Origin of the sequence: Actinomadura madurae, assembly GCF_047130825.1 — a bacterium.
Classification (GTDB): Bacteria; Actinomycetota; Actinomycetes; order Streptosporangiales; family Streptosporangiaceae; genus Spirillospora; species Spirillospora madurae.
Genome location: NZ_CP083237.1, coordinates 2,316,164 through 2,338,292, shown reverse-complemented (window position 1 = coordinate 2,338,292; position 22,129 = coordinate 2,316,164). Strand labels below are relative to the sequence as shown.

General features: G+C 72.8%; 8 protein-coding genes. All 8 read left to right on the top strand.

The window, feature by feature from the left end; translation table 11 throughout:
- Window positions 1-11 precede the first annotated feature (11 nt).
- The 8 genes from K8Z49_RS10690 to K8Z49_RS10655 all read left to right on the top strand — a co-directional run bounded on the left by K8Z49_RS10690 (window position 12) and on the right by K8Z49_RS10655 (window position 22,126).
- Complete coding sequence (locus tag K8Z49_RS10690) at window positions 12-2,063, top strand: bifunctional aldolase/short-chain dehydrogenase (RefSeq protein ID WP_412518452.1); 2,052 nt, start codon at window positions 12-14, stop codon at window positions 2,061-2,063.
- Window positions 2,064-2,207: 144 nt separating this feature from the next.
- Window positions 2,208-4,736, top strand: a complete 2,529-nt coding sequence (locus K8Z49_RS10685; RefSeq protein WP_412518450.1) for an alpha-L-rhamnosidase C-terminal domain-containing protein — start codon at window positions 2,208-2,210, stop codon at window positions 4,734-4,736.
- 9 nt (window positions 4,737-4,745) lie between these two features.
- Complete coding sequence (locus K8Z49_RS10680) at window positions 4,746-6,956, top strand: alpha-L-rhamnosidase C-terminal domain-containing protein (RefSeq protein WP_075020524.1); 2,211 nt, start codon at window positions 4,746-4,748, stop codon at window positions 6,954-6,956.
- Window positions 6,957-6,973: 17 nt separating this feature from the next.
- Window positions 6,974-8,392 (top strand): arabinose isomerase, encoded by a 1,419-nt coding sequence (locus K8Z49_RS10675; RefSeq protein WP_412518448.1) that lies wholly within the window; start codon window positions 6,974-6,976, stop codon window positions 8,390-8,392.
- Window positions 8,393-8,503: 111 nt separating this feature from the next.
- Window positions 8,504-11,617: a family 78 glycoside hydrolase catalytic domain gene (locus tag K8Z49_RS10670; protein WP_412518446.1), complete on the top strand. Its 3,114-nt coding sequence runs from the start codon at window positions 8,504-8,506 to the stop codon at window positions 11,615-11,617.
- Entirely contained in the window at window positions 11,614-15,603 is a 3,990-nt protein-coding gene (locus K8Z49_RS10665) for a family 78 glycoside hydrolase catalytic domain (protein WP_412518444.1), read from the top strand. Before K8Z49_RS10670 ends, K8Z49_RS10665 begins: the two co-directional genes overlap by 4 nt.
- The gene (locus K8Z49_RS10660; RefSeq protein WP_412518442.1) at window positions 15,600-19,319 is read left to right on the top strand and encodes a glycosyl hydrolase; all 3,720 of its coding nucleotides are present in this window, start codon (window positions 15,600-15,602) and stop codon (window positions 19,317-19,319) included. The genes K8Z49_RS10665 and K8Z49_RS10660 overlap by 4 nt, the downstream gene beginning before the upstream one ends.
- A gap of 53 nt (window positions 19,320-19,372) precedes the next feature.
- Window positions 19,373-22,126 carry a family 78 glycoside hydrolase catalytic domain gene (locus K8Z49_RS10655; protein ID WP_412518440.1) on the top strand — a complete coding sequence of 918 codons (2,754 nt, stop codon included), beginning with the start codon at window positions 19,373-19,375 and terminating at the stop codon, window positions 22,124-22,126.
- Window positions 22,127-22,129 lie beyond the last annotated feature (3 nt).

Genomic DNA, 22,129 nt, shown 5'->3' with positions numbered 1-22,129 from the left:
GGAGATATCCGATGACCGCCACTCCACCCGAGGTGGAGCAGCTGCTGGAACGGGCCAACACCCTCGGCTCGGACCCGCGCAACACCAACTACGCGGGCGGCAACGCGTCCGCGAAGGGCACGGTCACCGACCCCGTGACGGCCCGCGACGTCGAGCTGATGTGGGTGAAGGGCTCCGGCGGCGACCTCGGCACCCTCACCGAGCGGGGCCTGGCCGTGCTGCGGCTGGACCGGGTGCGCGCGCTCGTGGACGTCTACCCGGGCGTCGACCGCGAGGACGAGATGGTCGCCGCGTTCGACTACTGTCTGCACGGCAAGGGCGGCGCGGCGCCGTCCATCGACACCGCCATGCACGCCCTCGTCGAGGCCGCGCACGTCGACCACCTGCACCCCGACTCCGGCATCGCGATCGCGACCGCCGCCGACGGCGAGGAGCTGACCCGGCGGATCTTCGGCGACCGGGTCGCGTGGGTGCCGTGGCGGCGGCCCGGCTTCCAGCTCGGGCTGGACATCGCCGAGATCAAGCGCGCCAGCCCGCGGGCGATCGGGGTGATCCTCGGCGGGCACGGCATCACGGCGTGGGGCGAGACGAGCGAGGAGTGCAAGGCCAACTCGCTCGACATCATCCGCACCGCCGAGGCCTACATCGCCGAGCACGGCAAGGCCGAACCGTTCGGCGAGGTGATCCACCCGGCGCTGCCGCAGGACGAGCGGCACGCCCGCGCCGCCGCGCTGTTCCCGCTGATCCGAGGGCTGGCGTCCACCGACCGGCCGCAGGTGGGGCACTTCACCGACGGTGAGGCCGTCCTCGACTTCGTCTCCCGCGCCGACCACCCCCGGCTCGCGGCGCTCGGCACGTCCTGCCCGGACCACTTCCTGCGCACCAAGGTGCGGCCGATGGTCCTCGACCTGCCGCCGGACGCGCCGCTCGACGACGTCAAGTCCCGCCTCAAGGAGCTGCACGCCGCCTACCGCGAGGAGTACGCCGCCTACTACGACCGGCACGCCACGGCCGAGTCGCCCGCGATGCGCGGCGCGGACCCGGCGATCGTCCTCGTGCCCGGGGTCGGCATGTTCTCCTTCGGCGCGAACAAGCAGACCGCGCGGGTCGCCGGCGAGTTCTACGTCAACGCGATCAACGTGATGCGCGGCGCCGAGGCGCTGTCGTCCTACGCGCCGATCGACGAGTCGGAGAAGTTCCGCATCGAGTACTGGGAGCTGGAGGAGGCCAAGCTCCGCCGGATGCCGAGGCCGAAGCCGCTCGCCACCCGGGTCGCGCTCGTCACCGGCGGCGGGTCGGGCATCGGCGCGGCCACCGCCCGCCGGCTCGCGGCCGAGGGCGCCTGCGTCGTCGTCGCCGACATGGACGTCGCGGCGGCCGAGAAGGTCGCCGCCGAGATCGGCGCGAAGGCGCTCCGCGCGGCGGACGCCGCCGTCGCGGTCGGCGCCGACGTGACCTCCGAGGAGGAGATCGCGGCGGCCGTCCGGGACGCGGTCCTGGCGTTCGGCGGCGTCGACCTCGTCGTCAACAACGCCGGCCTGTCGATCTCCAAGCCGCTGCTGGAGACGACCGCCGCCGACTGGGACCTGCAGCACGACGTCATGGCGCGCGGCTCGTTCCTGGTCTCCCGGGAGGCCGCCCGCGTGATGGTCGAGCAGGGGATGGGCGGCGACATCGTCTACATCTCCTCCAAGAACGGGGTGTTCGCCGGGCCGAACAACATCGCCTACGGCGCGACCAAGGCCGACCAGGCGCACCAGGTCCGGCTGCTGGCCGCCGAGCTCGGCGAGCACGGCATCCGCGTCAACGGCGTCAATCCCGACGGCGTCGTGCGCGGCTCCGGGATCTTCGCCGGCGGCTGGGGCGCCAAGCGCGCCGCCGTGTACGGCGTCGAGGAGGAGCGGCTCGGCGAGTTCTACGCCCAGCGGACGCTGCTCAAGCGCGAGGTGCTGCCCGAGCACGTCGCCGCCGCCGTCTTCGCCCTCACCGGCGGAGACCTGACCCACACCACCGGACTGCACATCCCCGTGGACGCCGGCGTCGCCGCCGCGTTCCTGCGCTGAGGAGGGGCGCTCCCGACCGAAGAGGGCCGGCCGGCGGCCCGGACGGCCGGCCGCGGCGCTCACATCGCCGCGGCCGACCGCCCCCACCCGGGCGCCGGCCGGCCCGATGGGCCCACTCGACCAAAGGAACCCGAAGGGACAACGATGACCCCGGCCGAGAAGTTCGCGCGTTCCCGTGTATCCGTCATCACCTCGCTGGGCCTGGGCGCGGCCGCCCTGGTCGCCGTGCCGTCCGGCGTCGCCTCCGCGGCACCCCGAGATCCGCTGGGACTTCCGTCCCTGTCCCGCGCCGATCACTACGTCCTCGCCCCTTCCAGCCGGACGGTCCGTCCGGTGAAGGTGGGGGAGGCGCACGGGTTGAACGGCGACTACGTGACCGCCGCGTCCGAGAAGTCGGAGACGGAGGGGCACGACCTGGAGGCCGGGTCGTCCACGACCGCCAAGGCCGACGGCGTGATGACCCGTCAGACGGGCGACAAGGCCGGGGCGAGCTTCGGCTACCGCCTGCGCGTCACCCCCGGACGTCCCGTGACGCTCCGAGTGGAGGAGGCGGGCAGCGCCACCGCGCACTACGAGGTGCTGGTGAACGGCAAGGTCGTGCACGAGCGCGAGCCCGACCCGGCGCAGGCCGGAGTGTGGAGCGGCGACAAGGCCGGTCTCGTCCACTACGACGTGACCGTCCCGGCAGGGATCGTCGGATCCGCCAGGGAGATGCGGGTCTCGTTCCGGAACACCGACGAGCCGGGGCCGGGCGCCCGCATCTATGCCGTCTGGACCCTCTACAACGATGGCCGTGCCCCTGCGGCGCCCTACGGCGGGACGGTCGCGAACCCGTCCGGCGCCTTCCACCACGGGACGACCACCCTCACGTCCAACGAGTACGGCCGCCCCTACGTCGTCTACGACTTCGGTAAGGAGGTCGGCGGGCAGGTCCAGGTCACCGCCGACGTCCGTGAGGGCACGCCCAGGCTCGGCCTGGCGTTCAGCGAGAGCCCGCAGTACCTCACCACCGCGTCCGACTACAGCCAGGACCCGGTCGGTCTCGCCACCGAGACCCACTACTTCGACACCCAGGCGGGACGCTCCGCTATGACCGACCCGGTGATCCGGGGCGGTTTCCGCTACCTCATGGTGTTCCTGGACGGCCCCGGAGAGGTGAAGCTGTCCGACCTGCGGCTGAAGTTCACCGCCGACCCCGCCAACCCGGACCTCGACGGCTACAAGGGCGCGTTCCTGTCCAGCGACGACACCCTGAACCGGCTCTGGTACGCGGGCGCCTACACCGTCCAGATGGCGACGATCGACCCGACGACCGGGCGCCCCTACCCGGGCCGGGAGGGGCCGGTCCGCAACGACGCGATCGTCGGTGAGGGCGACAGCGTCATCAGCGACGGCGCCAAGCGCGACCGCATGATCTGGGGCGGCGACAACGCGGTCGCGGACCCGGTCTCGTACCTCTCGACAGGCCGGTCGGGCCCGTCCGCCAACGCGGTCGGGTTCATGGCCAAGGGGCAGGCGGCCAGCGGCCAGATCCCCGGCCTCTACCTGACCGAGCAGCACGGCTACAACATGAGCTGGGGCGAGTACGCGGCCTGGTGGGTCCACAATTACTGGACGCACTACCTCTACACCGGCGACCAGGCGTTCTTCGACACGTGGTACGACGCGATGAAGAAGAACGTCGCGTGGCTGGAGTCGAACGCCGGGGACGACGGCCTGCTCACCATGAAGGGCGCCGGCGGCACCTGGGGCTACGGCAACGACGCGGGCGGCACCTACGTCTCGTCCCTGTACGTGAAGGTGCTCGCGCAGGCCGCGCAGGCCGCCGAGGCCAAGGGCGACACCGAACTCGCCGCGACCTACCGCGAGCACGCCGCCCGCACCGCCAAGGCGGTCAACGACCACCTCTGGGACGCCGACGCCGGCGCGTACAAGGTCAGCCCGTCCGACGGCCGCCACCCGCAGGACGGCAACGCGATGGCGATCGTCGCGGGCGTCGCCACCGGCGACCGCGCCGAGTCGGTGCTGAAGTTCTTCGGCGACGCGCTCGCCAACCCGCACGGCGACCTCACGGTGGACGAGCCGGGCGGTGTCGTCCCGCAGTACATCAGCCCGTTCGTGTCGTCCCAGTCGCTGCTGGCCCACTCCACCCAGGACGACATGGCGGGCGCGATGTCGCTGCTCCGCCGCACCTGGTACCCGATGCTCGGCAAGGCGCAGCCCGGCACGCTGTGGGAGAACGTCAGCCCGTCCGGCGCGCCGCAGCTCGGCTCCTACACGAGCCTGTCGCACGGATGGGCCGCCGCGCCCACCTCGTTCCTCACCAACCAGGTCCTCGGCGTCACCCCCACGTCGGGCGGGTTCGGGACGTTCACCGTCCTGCCGCACCCGGCGAGCGGGCTCCGCTGGGCGCAGGGACGCGTGCCCACCCCGCACGGAAACATCACCGCCGCGTGGAAGCAGCGGGGAAGGACGTTCACACTCCGCGTCACCGCGCCCGGAGGCACCACCGCCACCGCCGGCGTCCCGGCGGGCGGCGCGTCGGAGGTCCGGGTCGACGGAAAGGTCGTCTGGCACGACGGCACGGCCGTGAAGCCGGGCGTCACCGTCCGGGACGGCCTCGTGCGGATCCCCGGGCTGACCGGCACGTCCACCCTGACCGCTTCCCGCTGACCTGGAGTGATGATGGTTCCCCCCACCACCGCCCGCCGCTCCCTCGCCCGCGCAGCCGTCGCCGCCGCGCTCACGATCACCAGCACCGCCGCCCTGGCACTGCCCGCCGTCGCCGCGCCGCGCCCGCGCGGCCCCTGGCAGGACGCCTCCTACACCCCGCGCCCCGGCCAGTGGCGCCCCTACGTCCTGGCCCCGTCCAGCCGCGACGTCAAGCCCGTCACGGTGTTCAAGGCGGACCCCCGTCAGGGGGCGATCGACGGCTCTCCGGAGTCCGCGCTGAGGAAGGGCGGCGGCTCGGTCCGGCTCGGCGGCGCCGATGACCGGGCCGGTTCCCCGCTGCTGATCGTCGACTTCGGCAAGGAGGTCGCCGGGCACCTCAAGGTCCGGGTGAAGGGCACGTCCGGTTCCCCGAAGCTGCGCGCCTGCTTCTCCGAGTCGGTTCGGTACATGGCGCTGGACCCGGAGGCCAACGACGGCCAGGGGAAGATCGCGCCCGGCTGCGACACGGCCAACATCTGGAACGGCTTCCCCGGCCGGCCCTACACCGCGGACACCGACAGCCACGCCCTCCCGCTGGACGGCGTGAGCCTGCCCGGCACCGTCCGCGACACGGAGCTGCGCGGCGGTTTCCGGTACGCGACGCTGTTCCTGGACGGCCCCGGCGGCGTCGACGTCGACGCGATCTCCCTCGACTTCACCGCCGCGCCCGACCAGCGCGACCTGGACGGCTACCGCGGCCACTTCCTGTCCAGCGACGACCTGCTGAACAAGATCTGGTACGCGGGCGCCTACACCGTCCAGATCAACACCGGCGCGCCGGACACCGCCAAGAAGTGGCCCTACGAGCCGGGGGAGGGCGACCACGCCGACGCCCCCGTCCCGCACGCCGACCCGAACGTCTCCGTCATCTACGACGGCGGCAAGCGCGACCGGATCGTCTGGCAGGGCGACCTCGCCGTCCAGGCGCCCGTCGCCTACGTCAGCACCTACGACATGGGCTCGGTCGACAACTCGCTCTCCTCGCTCGCCGCGCAGCAGCTCCCGGACGGCTACATGCCCGCCGCGAGCCTGGTCGGCCAGCACAACCAGAACGAGCTGCGCACCTACGGCGAGTACGTCACGTGGTTCGTGGCGAACATGTACGACCACTGGTGGTACACCGGCGACCGCGCCTATCTGGACAGGTGGTGGCCGCAGCTCACCAAGGCGACCGCCTGGCTGGAGTCCGTCCGCGCCGAGGACGACGGCGGCCTGATCGGCTTCGCGAACTCCGGGTCGTGCGGCCACTACGGCTACTCCGACTGCGGCCACGAGACCTACGTCAACGCCCTCTACGCCCGCAACCTGGAGCAGATGGCCGCCATGGCGAAGGCGCGCGGCGACGCCTCGGCCGCCAAGACCTACGCCGACCGGTCCGCGGCCGTGAAGAAGGCCGTCAACGACCAGCTGTGGGACGACGGGACCGGCGCCTACCGGCTGTCCCGCGAGATCCCCGGCGCCTATCCGCAGGACGGCAACGTCACCGCGGTCCTCACCGGCATCGCCGGCGGCGACCGCGCGAAGCGGGCCCTCGCCTACCTCCGCGCCAACAACTGGACGGACATCGGGTCGCTGACGGTCTCCACGTCCACCCCGAACGCGAGCCTCCCGCCGTTCTACGCGCCCCTGCCGAGCGGGTTCGAGGCCGACGCCCGCCTGGAGACCGGCGACGCGTCCGGCCTGGAGCTGATCCGCAAGTACTGGGGCCACCAGCTCCAGCAGGACCCCGGCTCCACGTTCTGGGAGCACATGCAGCCGGACGGCACGCCCAACCTCAGGCAGTTCTCCAGCCTCGCGCACGGCTGGGCCGCGCAGCCGACCGTCACGCTCAGCTCCAGGGTGCTGGGCGTGCGCCCGGCCGCCCCCGGGTATTCGTCCTGGGCCGTGGTCCCGTTCACCGGGAAGCTGAGGTGGGCCGAAGGGACCGTGCCGACCCCGCACGGCGACATCGCCGCGTCCTGGCGCAGGACCGGGCACGGCTTCCGGCTCAAGGTCACCGCGCCGAGCGGCACCCGGGGCCGCCTCGCCGTCCCGGTCGCCCCGTCCACCCGGCGGGTCACGCTCGACGGGCGGACGGTCTGGGCCGCGGGCAAGGCCACCGCGCACGGTGTGTCCAGCGACGGCAGGTACGTCTACGTGGACGGGGCGCCCGCCGGGCGCCACACCCTCACAGCCCATTAGCCGACAGGAGGAGACGAATGGCAAACGACACAGCGCCGCCGGCGGTGAAGGTCGGACTGGTCGCCGGCGGCCTCGGCGCCTACTGGCCGCAGTTCCCGGATCTGCTGCCGCAGCTCAAGCGGTCCGCCGAGCGCGTCTCGGAGCGGATGCGCGGGCTCGGCGCCGAGGTGGTCGACGTCGGGTTCATCTCCGATGCGCAGGAGGGCGCGGCGGCGGCCGAGAGGCTCCGCGCGGCCGGCTGCGACATCATCGTCGGCTTCCTCACCACCTACATGACCGCGACGATGCTGGTCCCGGTCGCGCAGCGGGCCGACGCGCCGGTCCTGCTGATCAACCTGCAGCCGACCGAGTCGATGGACCACGCCACGTTCGACACCGGGCAGTGGCTCGCCTACTGCGGCGCCTGCCCGCTGCCGGAGATGGCGAACGCGTTCGCGCGCTGCGGCGTCCCGTTCCGCTCGGTCTCCGGCTACCTGGAGGACGAGCGGGCCTGGGCGAGGATCGGCCGCTGGGTGCGGGCCGCCGGGGTGCGGGCCGCGCTGCGGCGGGGCCGGCACGGGCTGATGGGCCACCTGTACCCGGGGATGCTGGACGTCTCCACCGACCTCACGCTCGTCAGCGCCAACTTCGGCGGGCACGTCGAGGTGCTGGAGTTCGACGACCTGCGCGTCCGGGTGGAGAAGGTCACCGACGCCGAGACGGCCGCGAAGAGGGCCGAGGCGGAGAAGATCTTCGAGCTGGACGCGTCCGTCGACGACGACGACCTCACCTGGGCCGCCCGCGTCGCGGTCGGCCTGGACCGGCTCGCCGAGGACTTCGAGCTGGACAGCCTCGCCTACTACCACCGCGGCCTGGACGGCGAGGTCCACGAGCGGCTCGGCGCCGGGATGATCCTCGGCGCCTCGCTGCTCACTGCGCGCGGGATCCCGGCGGCCGGCGAGTACGAGCTGCGCACGTCCCTCGCCATGCTGATCGCCGACCGGCTCGGCGCGGGCGGCTCGTTCACCGAGCTGCAGGCCCTCGACTTCCACCGCGGCCACGTCGAGATGGGCCACGACGGGCCCGCGCACCTGGCGATCAGCGCCCGCCGTCCCTTGCTGCGAGGGCTCGGCGTCTACCACGGCAAGCGCGGCTACGGCGTGTCCGTCGAATTCGACGTCAAGCACGGCCCGGTCACCGCGTTCGGGATCATCCAGCGGCGCGACGGCCGGTTCGCGTTCGCCGCGTCCGAGGGCGAGACCGTGGACGGCCCGCTGCTGCAGATCGGCAACACCACGTCCCGCGTCGACTTCGGCTGCGACCCCGGCGAGTGGACCGACGCCTGGTCCGCCACCGGCATCTCGCACCACTGGGCGCTCGGCACCGGCCACCGGATCGCCGACCTGAAGGCCCTGGCCGACCTCCTGGAGATCGAGCTCATCGAGGTGAGGCGCTGAACCTCACCGCACAGGATCGGGGGATCCACAACTGAGGTGACGGCGAGCCGCGCCCGTGCCCCACCGGGCCGCGGGCTCTGTTCGCCGCGCCCGAAAACCGGAGGAAAACCCATGCGGCGAACACCCAGAGCGCTGCGTCCCACATCCCCATTCCTCGTTCTCCCGGCGTCCCTCCTCCTCGTCGTCACCACCGCCGGCGCGGTCCCCGCCGCCGCCTCGCCGGGCGGCGCCGTGAAGGTCGTCCAGACGCGCACCGAGTACGCCGACCGGCCGCTCGGCCTCGACGCCGCCCGCCCGCGGCTGACCTGGCGGCTCGGCTCGGCGAAGCGCGGGCAGGCGCAGTCGGCGTACGAGGTGCGGGTGGCGTCCGCGCCGTCCCGCCTCTCCGCACCGGACGTGTGGGACAGCGGGAAGGTGGACTCCGCGCAGTCCGTGCTCGTCCCCTACGCCGGGCCGGGACTCAAGCCCCGGACCCGTTACTACTGGACGGTCCGGGTGTGGGACGGGACCGGCCGCCCCTCCGCGTGGAGCAAGGCCACCTGGTGGGAGACCGGCCTGCTGGACGGCGCGGTGCTCGCCGGGGAGTGGATCGGGCACGACGCGCCGCTGCCGCTGCCCACCTCCTTCACCGGGCAGAACGACCCGTCCCAGCTCAAGACGGGCACCACGCAGGGGCAGACGTTCACCTCCGACAAGCCGGTGACGAAGGTGTCGATCCCGATGCCGACGTGGCACACCACCGACGCCGACGCGACCATCGCGCTGCGCAAGGACGGGCCCGGCGGCGAGATCCTCGCCCAGCGCCGCGTCGTCGACCACTCCGACAACGCCGAGGCCGCCCTCACCCTCGACACACCGGCACCCGCCGGGACCTACTACATCGAGCAGTCCGACCCGTCCGGGCAGATCGGCTGGTGGAGCCACACCGGCGGCGGCTACGATCACGGGCAGGCGTACACGGACGGCGAGCCCGCCCCCGGCGACCGCCGGTTCTCGCTCCAGACCGTCTCCAGCGGGCCGGACGGGCTGACGTCCCAGCTCCGCAAGGACTTCACCGTCGGGAAGAAGATCGAGCGGGCCCGCCTGTACTCGACCGCCCTCGGCGTCTACACCGCCGAGATCAACGGCAGGCGCGTCGGGCACGACGAGCTGACGCCCGGCTGGACGGACTACAAGACCCGCGTCCAGTACCAGACCTACGACGTGACGCAGCTTCTGCGCAGGGGCGGCAACGCGATCGGCGCCACCCTCGCGCCCGGCTGGTACGCCGGACACGTCGCGAGCTTCGGACCCGGCCGGTACGGGCCGCGCCCGTGGCTGCGCGCCCAGCTCCAGATCGACTACACCGACGGGACGTCGCGGCGGATCGTCACCGACCCGAGCTGGCGCAGCGCCACCGGCCCCGTCCTCACCTCCGACCTGCTCATGGGGGAGCGGTACGACGCCCGCGAGGAGACCCCCGGCTGGAGCCGCCCCGGCTTCGGCGCGCAGGGGTGGAAGCCCGTCCTCGTCAACGACGAGGCGACGGCGACGCCCGTGGCGCAGTCCGCCGCGCCCACGCGGATCGAGCAGGAGATCAAGCCGATCGCCGTGACCAGCCCCGAGAAGGGCGTGCACATCTTCGACCTCGGCCAGAACATGGTCGGAACCGTCCGGCTGCGCGTCGCCGGCCAGGCCGGGACGAAGGTGACCCTGCGGCACGGCGAGGTCCTCAACAAGGACGGCACCCTCTACACCGCGAACCTGCGCACCGCCGAGGCGACCGACACCTACACCCTCAAGGGCGGCGGCACCGAGACCTACGAGCCCCGCTACACCTTCCACGGCTTCCGCTACGTCGAGGTCACCGGCTACCCCGGCACGCCCGGCAAGGACGCCGTGACCGGACGGGTGGAGCACACCGCCGAGCCGATGACGATGTCCTTCGACACCGACGTGCCGATGCTCGACCAGCTGCACCGCAACATCACGTGGGGGCAGCGCGGCAACTTCCTGTCGGTCCCGACCGACACCCCGGCGCGGGACGAGCGGCTCGGCTGGTCCGGCGACATCAACGTGTTCTCCCGAACCGCCACCTACACCATGGAGTCGGCGCGGTTCCTCGCCAAGTGGATGCGCGACATGCGCGACGCGCAGACCGCGGACGGGGCCTTCACCGACATCGCGCCCACCGTCGGCGGCCTCGGCGGCGGCTCCGCCGGCTGGGGCGACGCCGGCGTCACCGTCCCGTGGAACCTGTACCGGGCGTACGGGGACCGGCAGGTCCTCGAACAGAACTACCCGGCGATGCAGAAGTGGATCTCTTACCTGGAGAGCCACAGCGACGGGCTGCTGCGGCCCGCGTCCGGCTACGGGGACTGGTTGAACGTCGACGCCGAGACGCCCAAGGACGTCATCGGCACCGCCTACTTCGCCCACGCCGCCGGCCTGGTCGCCCAGGTCGCCCGCGTCCTCGGCCGCCCCGGCGACGCGGCGAGATACGAGGACCTGGCGAAGCGGGTCAAGGAGGCGTTCACCGCCGCCTACCTGAAGGACGGGCGGCTGAAGGGCGACACCCAGACCGCCTACGTCCTGGCGCTGTCGATGGACCTGCTGCCCGCGGACGCCCGCGAGGCCGCCGCCGACCGCCTGGTCGAGCTGATCGAGGCGCGCGGCTGGCACCTGTCCACCGGCTTCCTCGGCACCCCGCGGCTCCTGCCCGTCCTCACCGCGACCGGGCACGGCGACGTCGCCTACCGGCTGCTCCAGCAGCGGACCTTCCCGTCCTGGGGCTACCAGATCGGCAAGGGCGCCACCACGATGTGGGAGCGCTGGGACTCCATCAAGCCGGACGGCTCCTTCCAGGACGCCGCGATGAACTCCTTCAACCACTACGCCTACGGCGCGGTCGGCGAATGGATGTACGAGAACATCGCCGGGATCGCCGCGGCCGAGCCCGGCTACCGCCGCACTGTGATCCGGCCCCGGCCGGGCGGCGACGTCCACCGCGCCGCCGCCACCTACGACTCGGTCTACGGGCCGGTCTCCAGCCGGTGGAGCCTGCGCGGCGACCGGTTCGCCCTCGACGTCTCGGTGCCCGTCAACACCACCGCCGAGGTGTGGGTTCCCGCGGCGAAGGCGGACGACGTCGCACAGCAGGGTGCGAGGTTCCTGCGCATGCAGGACGGCGCCGCCGTCTTCGAGGTCGGCTCCGGCTCCTACCGGTTCGTGGCGAAGACCCGATGACCGCACCGAACGAGAAGGCCCGTGCCATGCGCAAGATCCCCCTACGCCGCGCCGTCGCGACCCTCGCGCTGCTTCCCCTCATCCTCGCGTTCGGCGCCGTGCCCGCACGCGCGGACGCGTCCGGGCTGCGCGCCTCCGGGCTGCGCACGGACGCGCTCGACGACCCGATCGGCATCGGCGACGTCACTCCTACGCTGAGCTGGCGCCTGTCGGCGGCCGGGCGCGGCGCCGCCCAGTCCGCCTACCAGGTGGTCGCGGCGACGTCCCGGGACCGGCTCGGCGACGCCGACCTGTGGGACTCCGGCAAGGTCGCCTCCGGCACCGCGAACGCCGTCTACCGGGGCACGGCGCTCACCTCGCGCCGCCAGGTGTGGTGGCGGGTCCGGGTCTGGGACGGCTCCGGGCGCGCCTCCGCCTGGAGCGCCCCCGCCCGCTTCGAGACCGGCCTGCTCGCCAAGGGCGACTGGTCCGCCGAATGGATCAGCGACGAGCGCTGGCTGAACCGGGCGCCGACCCCGGTCACGGTCGCGCTGCCCGCCGGCACCAGGGCCCGTTACCTGCGGCTGGACGTCACGAAGCTGGGGCTGCCGATCAAGGAGGGGAGCTCGCTGCTGTCGCGGCTCCAACTCGCCGAGATCGAGGCCCTCGACGCGTCAGGGACGAACGTGGCGAAGGGCGCGGCGGTCACCGCGTCCGAGGTCCGCGAGTACCCCGGCAAGTGGATGCCGGAGTTCGTCACCGACGGGTCGGTCACCACGCAGAAGGCGCCGTTCGGGTACACCAGCCCCGCCTACGGGTCGCAGGACCCCGGCCACCACATCTGGCTCCAGCTCGACCTCGGCGCGGCCAAGGACGTGTCGTCCGTGAAGCTGTATCCGCGCACCGACACGATGACGAGCGACGGGAAGACGCCGAACTTCCCCGTCGACTACACGATCCAGACGTCGGACTCGGCGGACGGCCCGTTCGCCGCCGCCAAGACCGTCACCGGCCAGGAACCCCCGCCCGCCTACCAGACCGACATGCCCCGGCTGCCGCTGCTCGCGCGGCAGTTCTCCCTGAAGGACAAGGTCCGGTCGGCCCGGCTCTACATCACCGCGCTCGGTGTCTACGACGCCACCATCAACGGCCGCGCGGTGAGCGACGCCGTCCTCGAACCGCCGAACACCGACTACCGCGAACGCGCCGAGTACGCCGCCTACGACGTCACCGGACTGCTGAGGCGAGGCGGCAACGCGATCGGCGTCCGGCTCGGGAACGGCACCTACAACGTCACCGCGACCACCGACCGCTACACCAAGTACGTCGGTGCCCAGGGCGCCCCGAAACTGCTCGCCCAACTGGAGGTCACCCTCGCCGACGGGACGACCGCGCGGATCGCGACCGACTCGTCCTGGCGGACCGACCTCGGCCCGACGACGTTCACGCACTGGTACGGCGGTGAGGACGAGGACGCCCGGCTCGCGCAGCGGGGCTGGGACGAGCCGTCGGCGAACCTGGCGTCGTGGAAGCCGGCCGCCGAGGCCCCCGACCCCGGGATCGCGCTCACCTCGCGCATGTCGCCCGCGATCGTGCCCGTCGGGCGCCGCGAGACGGTCAAGGTCACGCGGCCGAAGAAGGGCACTTACGTCTTCGACCTCGGCGAGAACGTCGCCGGGTGGCCGCAGCTCCGCGTGCGCGGTGCGCGCGGCACGAAGCTGACGCTCAAGCCGGGGGAGCGGCTCGGCTCGGACGGCCTCGTCGAGCAGGGCACGATGATCGCCGGCGGGGCGCAGAACCCGCCGATCGAGGACAACTACACCCTCGCCGGGGCGGGCACCGAGACCTGGCACCCGCGCTTCGTCTACCACGGGTTCCGCTACGTCCAGGTGACCGGCCTGCCGTCGGAGCCGTCCAAGAACGCCGTCTCCGCGGTCGTCCTGCGCGCCGGCAACGCCTCCGCCGGGTCGTTCGAGAGTTCCGACCTGCTGCTCAACGGCATCCACCGGATCATCGACCGGTCGATCCAGGGGAACATGTTCAGCATCCTCACCGACTGCCCGGACCGGGAGAAGCTCGGCTGGCTGGAGGAGACCCAGCTCGTCCAGGGGACGATCACCCGCAACTACGACGTCGCGGCCTACTACCCGGCGCTGCTGCGGAACATGGCCGAGGCGCAGACGGCGGACGGGCTCGTCCCCGACATCGCGCCCGAGTACGTCCAGTTCTCCGGCGGGGTCCGCGACGACCCCAACTGGGGCAGCGCGATCATCATGGCCGCCTGGCAGCACTACCGGACCTACGGCGACGCCGCGCCGCTGCGCGAGTTCTACCCCAACATGCAGCGGTACCTGGACTACCTGACGTCCAAGGCGGACGGGAACCTGCTCGACTACGGCCTCGGCGACTGGGCGGCCGTCGACCAGACGACCCCGCGCGGGATCGCCGCGACGTACGGCTACCAGCGCAGCGCCGCCACGCTCGCCCGCATCGCCGAGCTTCTCGGGAAGGACGAGGACGCCGCCCGCTACGACAGGCTGGCGGGCGACATCGCCGAGGCCTTCAACGCGAAGTACCTGGACGAGGCGAAGCACACCTACGGCTCGGGCAGCCAGGCCGGGGACGCGTTCGCGCTCGATCTCGGCATCGTCCCGGACGGCCAGAGGAAGGCCGTCCTCGACCACCTCGTCGCGTCCATCAAGGCGGGCGGACACCACCTGACCGTCGGTGAGATCGCGCTTCCGGCGGTGTTCCGGACGCTGTCGGCGGCGGGCCGCGACGACGTCATCCTCGCCGTCGCGCAGCAGGTCACCAGCCCGAGCTACGGCTACCAGGTCGTGCACGGCGCGACCTCGCTCACCGAGTACTGGGACGGCCCGACCGGCTACGGATCGCAGAACCACTTCATGCTCGGCGCGATCGACGAGTGGTTCGGCGCCGGGCTCGCCGGGATCCGGCAGGCCGACGCATCGGCGGCCTTCGCCAGTCTCGTCATCAGGCCCGCCGTCGTCGGCGACCTGACCCGCGCCGCGTCCTCCTACGAGACGCCGCGCGGCACGGTGTCCAGCTCGTGGCGCCGTTCCGGGCACGACCTGCGGCTGGACGTCACCGTCCCGCCGGGCGCCCCGGCGCGCGTCGAGGTGCCGCTGCTCGGGGCGTCCGGTGCGAAGGCCCCCGCCGGGGCGAAGGCGCTCGGCGTGCAGGACGGGCGGGCCGTGTACGAGGTCGGGTCGGGCTCCTGGACGTTCACGGTCCGCACCCCCGGCGCCGTGCGGCAGGACCGGACCCAGCTCGCGATCGAGCCGCCGTTCGGCGTGGACATCCCGGTGATCGACGGGAAGCCCACGCGGGCGGAATTCCGCGTCACCAACCTTGAGCGGCACCCCGTCACCGTCCCGGTGAGGGCCGCCGCCTCCGAGGGCTTCACCGCCACGGCCGGCGGGCGGGTCACGATCCCGGCGGGCGGCTCCGCCGGGGTCCCGGTCACGCTCGCGAACACCGGCTCCGGGAAGGACGGGACCGTCACGGTCACCGTCGACGACGAGAGCGTCCAGGCACCGCTGCGCGTCACGTCCAACGCCGTCCGCACCGCCGCGATGTCGGCGTCGAGCACGCACAGCGGGTCGTCGCCCGCCTGGACCAACGACGGCGGCACGGACTCCGGCGTCTGGCTGAACGGCACCGGCGGCTGGAACGACGACACCGCCGGGGCGTTCCCCGACACCCTCACCGCCACCTGGGACGAGCCGCAGCGCATCGGCCGGGTGAAGGTCTTCACGCTGGACTCGCCGAAGTACCCGGCCGCCAAGACCGGCGTGCGCGACTTCGACGTCCAGGCCCGGGTGGACGGCGCCTGGAGGACGGTCACGACCGTCACCGGCAGCACCGCCGGGACCGTCGAGCAGACGTTCGCGCCCGTCTCCGCGACCGCGCTGCGGCTGCTCGTCCACGACTCCAACGACCACAACTACAGCCGCGTCATCGAGCTGGAGGGCTACCCCTCATGATCCGTTCCAAGACCCGGCTGCTCGCCGCGCCGGCGGCCGCGATCGTGGCGCTTCCGGGGCTCGCGGCCGTCGACGCGGTCGCGGGCGCCCCGCCGTCCGGGCCGGCCGTCCCGGTGCTGACCCGCGGGACCTTCGCGAACCCTCCGGCGTCCGTGCGGCCCAAGTACCGCTGGTGGCAGCCGCTCGCCTACACCGACGACGGCGAACTCGGCCGCGAGCTCGACCAGATCGAGAAGGCGGGCGGCGGCGGAGCCGAGGTCGCGCCGTTCAATGTGGAGGGGACCGGCAACAACACGCCGGAGTTCCTGAAGACCTACGGCTGGGGCACCCCGCTGTGGGCGCGGAAGACCCGGACGATGCTCGCGCAGGCCAAGTCCAAGGGGCTCGGCCTGGACTTCACCATCGGCCCCCGCTGGCCCGCGATCGTCCCCACCGTCGACGACGTCAACGACCCGAGCGCACAGCAGCAGATCGTCTTCTCCCACGAGTTCCACAAGGGCGGCACCAGCAGGTCCGGTGAGCTGCCGACCAACTTCAACGTCGCACCGCCCGCCGGTGCGAAACGGACGCTCATCGCCGCACTCGTCGCCAAATGCGATGACGCGGACTGCGCGTCCTCCAGCGCACCGAGAATGCTGGACCGCGCAAGCGTCACCGACGTCACCCCGAAGGTGGACGCGCAGGGCGCGCTCGCCGTCGACTTCCCCGGCGATGCCACGAGCACCTACGCGCTGATCGCCTTCTACCAGACGCCCAGCGGGCAGTCGCTGTCCGGCTACACCGCGACCGGCACCAACTACGCCCTCGACCCGTTCAGCAAGGCCGGGGCGAGGGCGACCACGGACTTCTACGACGAGCACATCCTCACCCCCGACGTGCGGAAGCTGCTCGCCCAGATGGGCGAGAGCGACCTGTTCGAGGACTCGCTCGAACTGGGCTCCACCCAGAAGTGGACGTCCGAGCTGGTCGGCCAGTGGACGAAGCTGCGCGGCTACGACCCGGTCGAGGTGCTCCCGGCCCTCGCCGGCGCGGGCGACCAGGGCATCACCGACCGGCCGTTCTTCGACTTCGGCGGCGGCGCCGGCGCCCGGGTCCGCACCGACTACCGGCAGACCCTCAGCGACCTCTACATCCGCAACCGGCTCGACGTGCTCCGCACCTGGGCGCACAAGCACCACATCAGCACCCGCATCCAGCCCTACGGCATTCCGGTGGACGTCGCCGAGGCCGCCTCGCACGTCGACGTGCCCGAGGGCGAGTCGCTGGCGTTCGGCCAGTCGGTCGGGGCCTACAGCAACGTGCAGGACTACCGCGTCGTCGCCACGGGCGCGCACGTGTCCGGGCGGCCGGTGGTGTCCGACGAGTGCTGCGCCTTCTCCGGCTCGGTGTGGGGCTCGACGGCCGGCGCCGGATCGGACGCCTCGAACCTGCAGGCGGTCCACCGGGGCTTCGCCGGCGGCGTGAACCAGATCGTCTGGCACGGCTTCCCGTACCTCAGCAGGGGACCCGCGGGCGCCGGACCGCAGTCGGCCTGGCCCGGCATGACCTACGGCGGCAACACCTCCTACTCGGAGGCGTGGGGCGACAAGGGCGGCCCGAACTGGGCCGACCACCGCTCCGTCAACGACCACCTGGCCCGGATGCAGCTCGTGCTGCGGCAGGGCAAGCCCCGCTTCGACCTGGCCGTGTACTGGCAGGACTTCGGCATGAACGGCACCGGCACCACCGGGAGCGGGTCCAACAAGCTGATCCAGAGCTCCTCGGCACTGGCGTCGGCCGGATACACCTACGAGTACCTCAGCCCGGCGCTGCTCCAGCGCAAGGACGCCACCTATGCCCGCGGCACCCTGTTCGGCGACCGCTCCGCCTACCGCGCGGTGCTGCTGAACGACCAGAAGACGATGCCGGTGGCCGCCGCGGAGAAACTGCTCCGGCTGGCGCGGCAGGGACTGCCCGTCGTCATCGTCGGGGACGTCCCGAGCACGGTGCCCGGCAACGGCGACGCCGCGCGCCAGGACGCGCGGCTGAAGTCGGTGGTCTCCGAACTGCTCCGGCAGCGCGGCGTGGTGCGGGCGGCGAGCGAGGCGGACGCGCCGGACGCGCTGCGGCGCCTGACCGTCACGCCGGCCGCGACGCCGCACGACGGATCGGGTGCGCTCCTCGACGTGCGCCGCCAGGCGGGCTCCACCGACTACTACTACCTGTACAACCAGACGAACACGACGACCGCGCAGAAGGTCACCCTGACCGGCCAAGGCGTCCCCTACAGGCTGGACACCTGGACCGGCAAGATCACCCCGATCACGGACTACACGTCCGGCCACGGCACCGTCACCGTCCCCGTCCGGCTGGCCGGGAACGACGCCACGGTCATCGCGGTCACGCCGCGCCGCGACGCCACCTTCACCGGCCACCCGCGCGACCCCCGGCCGGGCGGGCAGGGGACGGCCGCCGTCCCGCGGCCGTTGAGGCTCGACGAGTGGTCGCTGTCGGTCGACGCCTGGGGTCCCGGGCCTTCCGGCAGGCCCGGTGACACCGCGCACAAGGCACTCGGGCCGGTCACGGTGAAGGCCGGCGCGGACGGCGCGCTGCCCTCCTGGTCGGCGATCACCGCGGCCAACGGCCACCCCGTGGACCTCAAGGACGTCTCGGGCGTGGGCACCTACACCGCGCGCGTCACGCTCGACCCCGGCTGGAAGGGCGTCGACAAGGCCGAACTCGACCTCGGGACACCGGTGGACACGGTCCGGGTGAACGTCAACGGGCACGACCTCCCGCCGCTGAACCAGGCCGACCTGCGGCACGTCCACGTTGGCCGCCACCTGCGGCCGGGCGCCAACACGATCACGGTGCGGGTCGCCTCCACGCTGCTCAACGCGGTGCGCGCCGCACCCGGCACCGGCGCCGCGTCGCGGACGCCGATGGACTACGGGCTGTTCGGGCCCGTCACTCTCACGCCCGCCGGCGGCGACCGTCCGGTGCTGACCGCCGAGGCCCTCGAACCGGAGCTGCCGCTGGCGGACGGCGGCTACAACCGCGCGACCGTGCTGGTCACCAACGCCTCCGCGCGTCCGGCGAACGTGACGGTCACCGCGTCCGCCGCCGCGGGGATCAGCGCCGAGCCGGAGCGGGGCCGCGTCACGGTGCCGGCCGGCGGGTCGGTGACGGTGCCCGTCGGGCTGCGCGACAAGGGCGTCGCGTCCGGCACGAGCACCCTGAAGGTGACCGCGCGCAGTGACGCCGGGCCGTCCGCCGCCACGGCGGTGACGCTGCGGCACTCCGGCGACCTCGCCCTCAATCCGGGCGGCGCGCCGTTCCCGCGGGTGGTCGCCGACGCCGGCCAGGACCGGTACCCGGCCAGTCTCGCCGTGGACGGGTCGCCCAGCACGTTCTGGGTGTCGTGGGGGCGCGCCGCCGGCCAGGGGCCGACGCCCGCCGACCCGGTGCGCTACGGGGTCGACTTCGGCGCGCCCGTCGAGGTCGGGTCGGTCGTCGTAGGCGGGCGCTCCAACTACGGACCGCGCGACTACGGGATCCAGGTCTCCTCGGACGGGCGGACCTGGCGCACCGTCGCCACCGCCACCGACACCCCGAAGGAGGGCGGGACGACGGCGTTCCCCAAGGTCAGCGCCCGCTACGTGCGCCTCGACATCACCAGGAGCTGGGATGGGATCCGCGCGAACGTGCAGATGAGCGGGTTCGGCGTACGGCCCTAGGCCGGTTCCGGCAGGTACCGCAGACCGCATCAACGAACTGGAGGTCGATCTTCGTGAAACGCCGTGACATGACCCGTTCCGCCGGTTTCCGTCCCGTCCTGGTCGCCGTCGCCGCCGTGACGGCGGCGGCCGTCACCGGGCTGCCGGGCACCGCGCAGGCCGCGCTGCGGGCCGGGCACGCGCCCCTGTCCCCGGCCGGGCTGACCGTGGGGGACCAGGCCCGGCCGCTGAACGTCGAGGGCGCGCCGCTGTTCGGGTGGACGCCCCGTGACCGGGACCCGGGAGAGGTGCAGAGCGCCTACGAGATCGTCGTGCGGGACCCGTCCGGCAGGACGGTCTGGGACAGCCGGCGCGTCCGGTCGGGCAGCCAGGAGTACGTGAGGTACGCGGGGTCGGCGCTGGCACCGGAGACGTCCTACACCTGGACGGTCCGTACCTGGGACAGGACGGGAAAGCGCTCTCCGTGGGCGCGGCCCTCCACCTTCGACACCGGGATCGCCGACGAGGACTGGCAGGCCACCTGGATCCGGCGCACCACCGCGGAGGCCGACGACTACACCCTCGCCCGCAAGGACTTCACGGTGGGACGGTCCAAGGTGGTGCGCGCCCGCGTGCACATCGCGGCCGGCCAGCAGTACGCGCTCCACCTGAACGGCGAGACAGTCGACCACGGCCCCGCCTTCGAATACCCCGACGACGGCTACTACAGGACGGTCGACGTCACGTCCAGGCTGAAGGCCGGGCGGCCGGCGACGATCGGCGCGCTTTACCACTGGTACGGGTCGGGGCAGGGACGCCCGAAGGGCGAACCGGGCCTGCTCCTCCGGCTGGTCATCGACCACGCCGACGGGACGCGGCAGGTCGTCGTCACCGACGGGTCGTGGAAGGTGGCGCGCGGACCCTGGAAGCAAGCGCCGAAGCGCAACGGCGACGCCGGCGACTACGTCGAGGACATCGACGGCACCGCCGCCCGGCTCGGCTGGGACGAGCCCGGCTACGACGCCTCTTCCTGGGAGGACGCGCAGGCCGTCGGCGCCCATCCGACGCCCGTCTTCAAACACCTGACCGGCCAGGAGACCGCGCTCGCCTACCAGACGGTCAAGCCGGCGAAGGTCACGCGGCTGGAGTCGGGGGCGCTGGTCGCCGACTTCGGGAAGGTGATCCCGGCCGTGCCCGTGGTGCGGTTCCGCGACGGCGCCGCCGGACGGCACGTCGGCATGCACGCCTCCTACGTGCTCAACGCCGACGGGACGGTCTCCCGGTCCAAAGACGACAACCAGGACACCGACCTCGGCTTCGGCTACACCCAGCGCGACGGCGACCAGACGTTCCGGCCGCTGACCTACGTCGGGTTCCGCTACCTGGAGATCGCGCCCGGCTCCGGCGCGGAGGCGGGCGACATCTCCGCGGTCGTCCAGCACAACGAGGTGACGCGCGAGGGCGGCCTCCGCACGTCGAACGCGGGCGTGAACGCGGTCTACGACCTCATGGCGCGGTCGGCGCTGTACGGGTCGCAGACCCAGTTCGTCGACACGCCCACCCGGGAGAAGGGCCAGTTCCTCGGCGACTCGGTCGACACCTCGAAGGCGATGATGGGCGCCTACGGGGAGCGGCGGCTGAGCCGGCAGGCGATCCGCGAGTTCATGGCGTCGCAGGCGCGGTACTGGCCGGACGGCGGCCTCAACGCCGTCTACCCGAACGGCGACGGCAAGCGCGACATCCCCGACTACACCGAGATGTTCCCCGGCTGGGTGTGGGACTACTACGAGCAGTCCGGCGACGCGTCCACGCTGGCGGAGGCGTACCCGGTGATGACCGCGGTCGCCGGCTACGTCCGCCGCTACATCGACGAGGGGACGGGCCTCGTCACCAACCTGGAGGGCGGCTCCGGGCAGTACCAGTACGGCATCATCGACTGGCCCGCCACCATGCGCTACGGGCACGACATGGACACCGCCGCCCGGACCGTCGTCAACGTCCTCGGCGTGGACGTCCTGAACGCCACCGCCCGCGCCGCCGAGACGCTCGGCAAGAGCGGTGACGCGGCCGCCCTGCGCAGGGACGCCGGCGTCCTCACCGGCAACATCAACGCCCGGCTCCGGCGTCCCGACGGCGTCTACATCGACGGCCTGAAGAGCGACGGCGCCCAGAGCACGCACGCCTCCCAGATCGCCAACGCCTACGCGCTCGCCTACGGCGTCGCACCCGCCGGCGCCCGCGACAAGGTCGAGTCGTACATCGCCGGGCTCGGGCTGCAGATGGGGCCGATGACCGCGCACCGCCTGCTGGAGGCGCTCGCCGACCGGCCGCGGGACGTCGTCGCCCGCCTCACCGATACGAAGGGGCCCGGCTGGGGCAACATCCTCGCGCGGGGCGGCACGTTCACGTGGGAGTCGTGGGACGCGCCCGAGACCGGGCAGAGCTTCTCCCATCCGTGGGGCGCCACGTCGCTCGTGGAGGTGCAGCGCACCCTGCTCGGCGTCACCGTGACGGCCCCGGCGTCGGCCGCCGTCCGGATCAAGCCGCCGCTGACCGGGCTGGACCGCGCGTCCGGCACCGTCCCGCTGCAGCGCGGCGACGTCGGCGTCACCTGGACGCGGGCCGGGCACGGCTTCGCCCTGTCCGTGGACGTCCCGGTCAACGTCCGCGCCGAGATCCACGTCCCGGCCCGGTCCGCCCGCGACGTGCGCGTGTCCGGACCCCGCGGTCAGGAGCGGGGCGGTGCCCGCCTCATCGGGATGAAGGACGGCTACGCCGTCTTCGAAGCCGGCTCCGGCCACCTCACCTTCCGCTCTGACCACCTCTGAGGA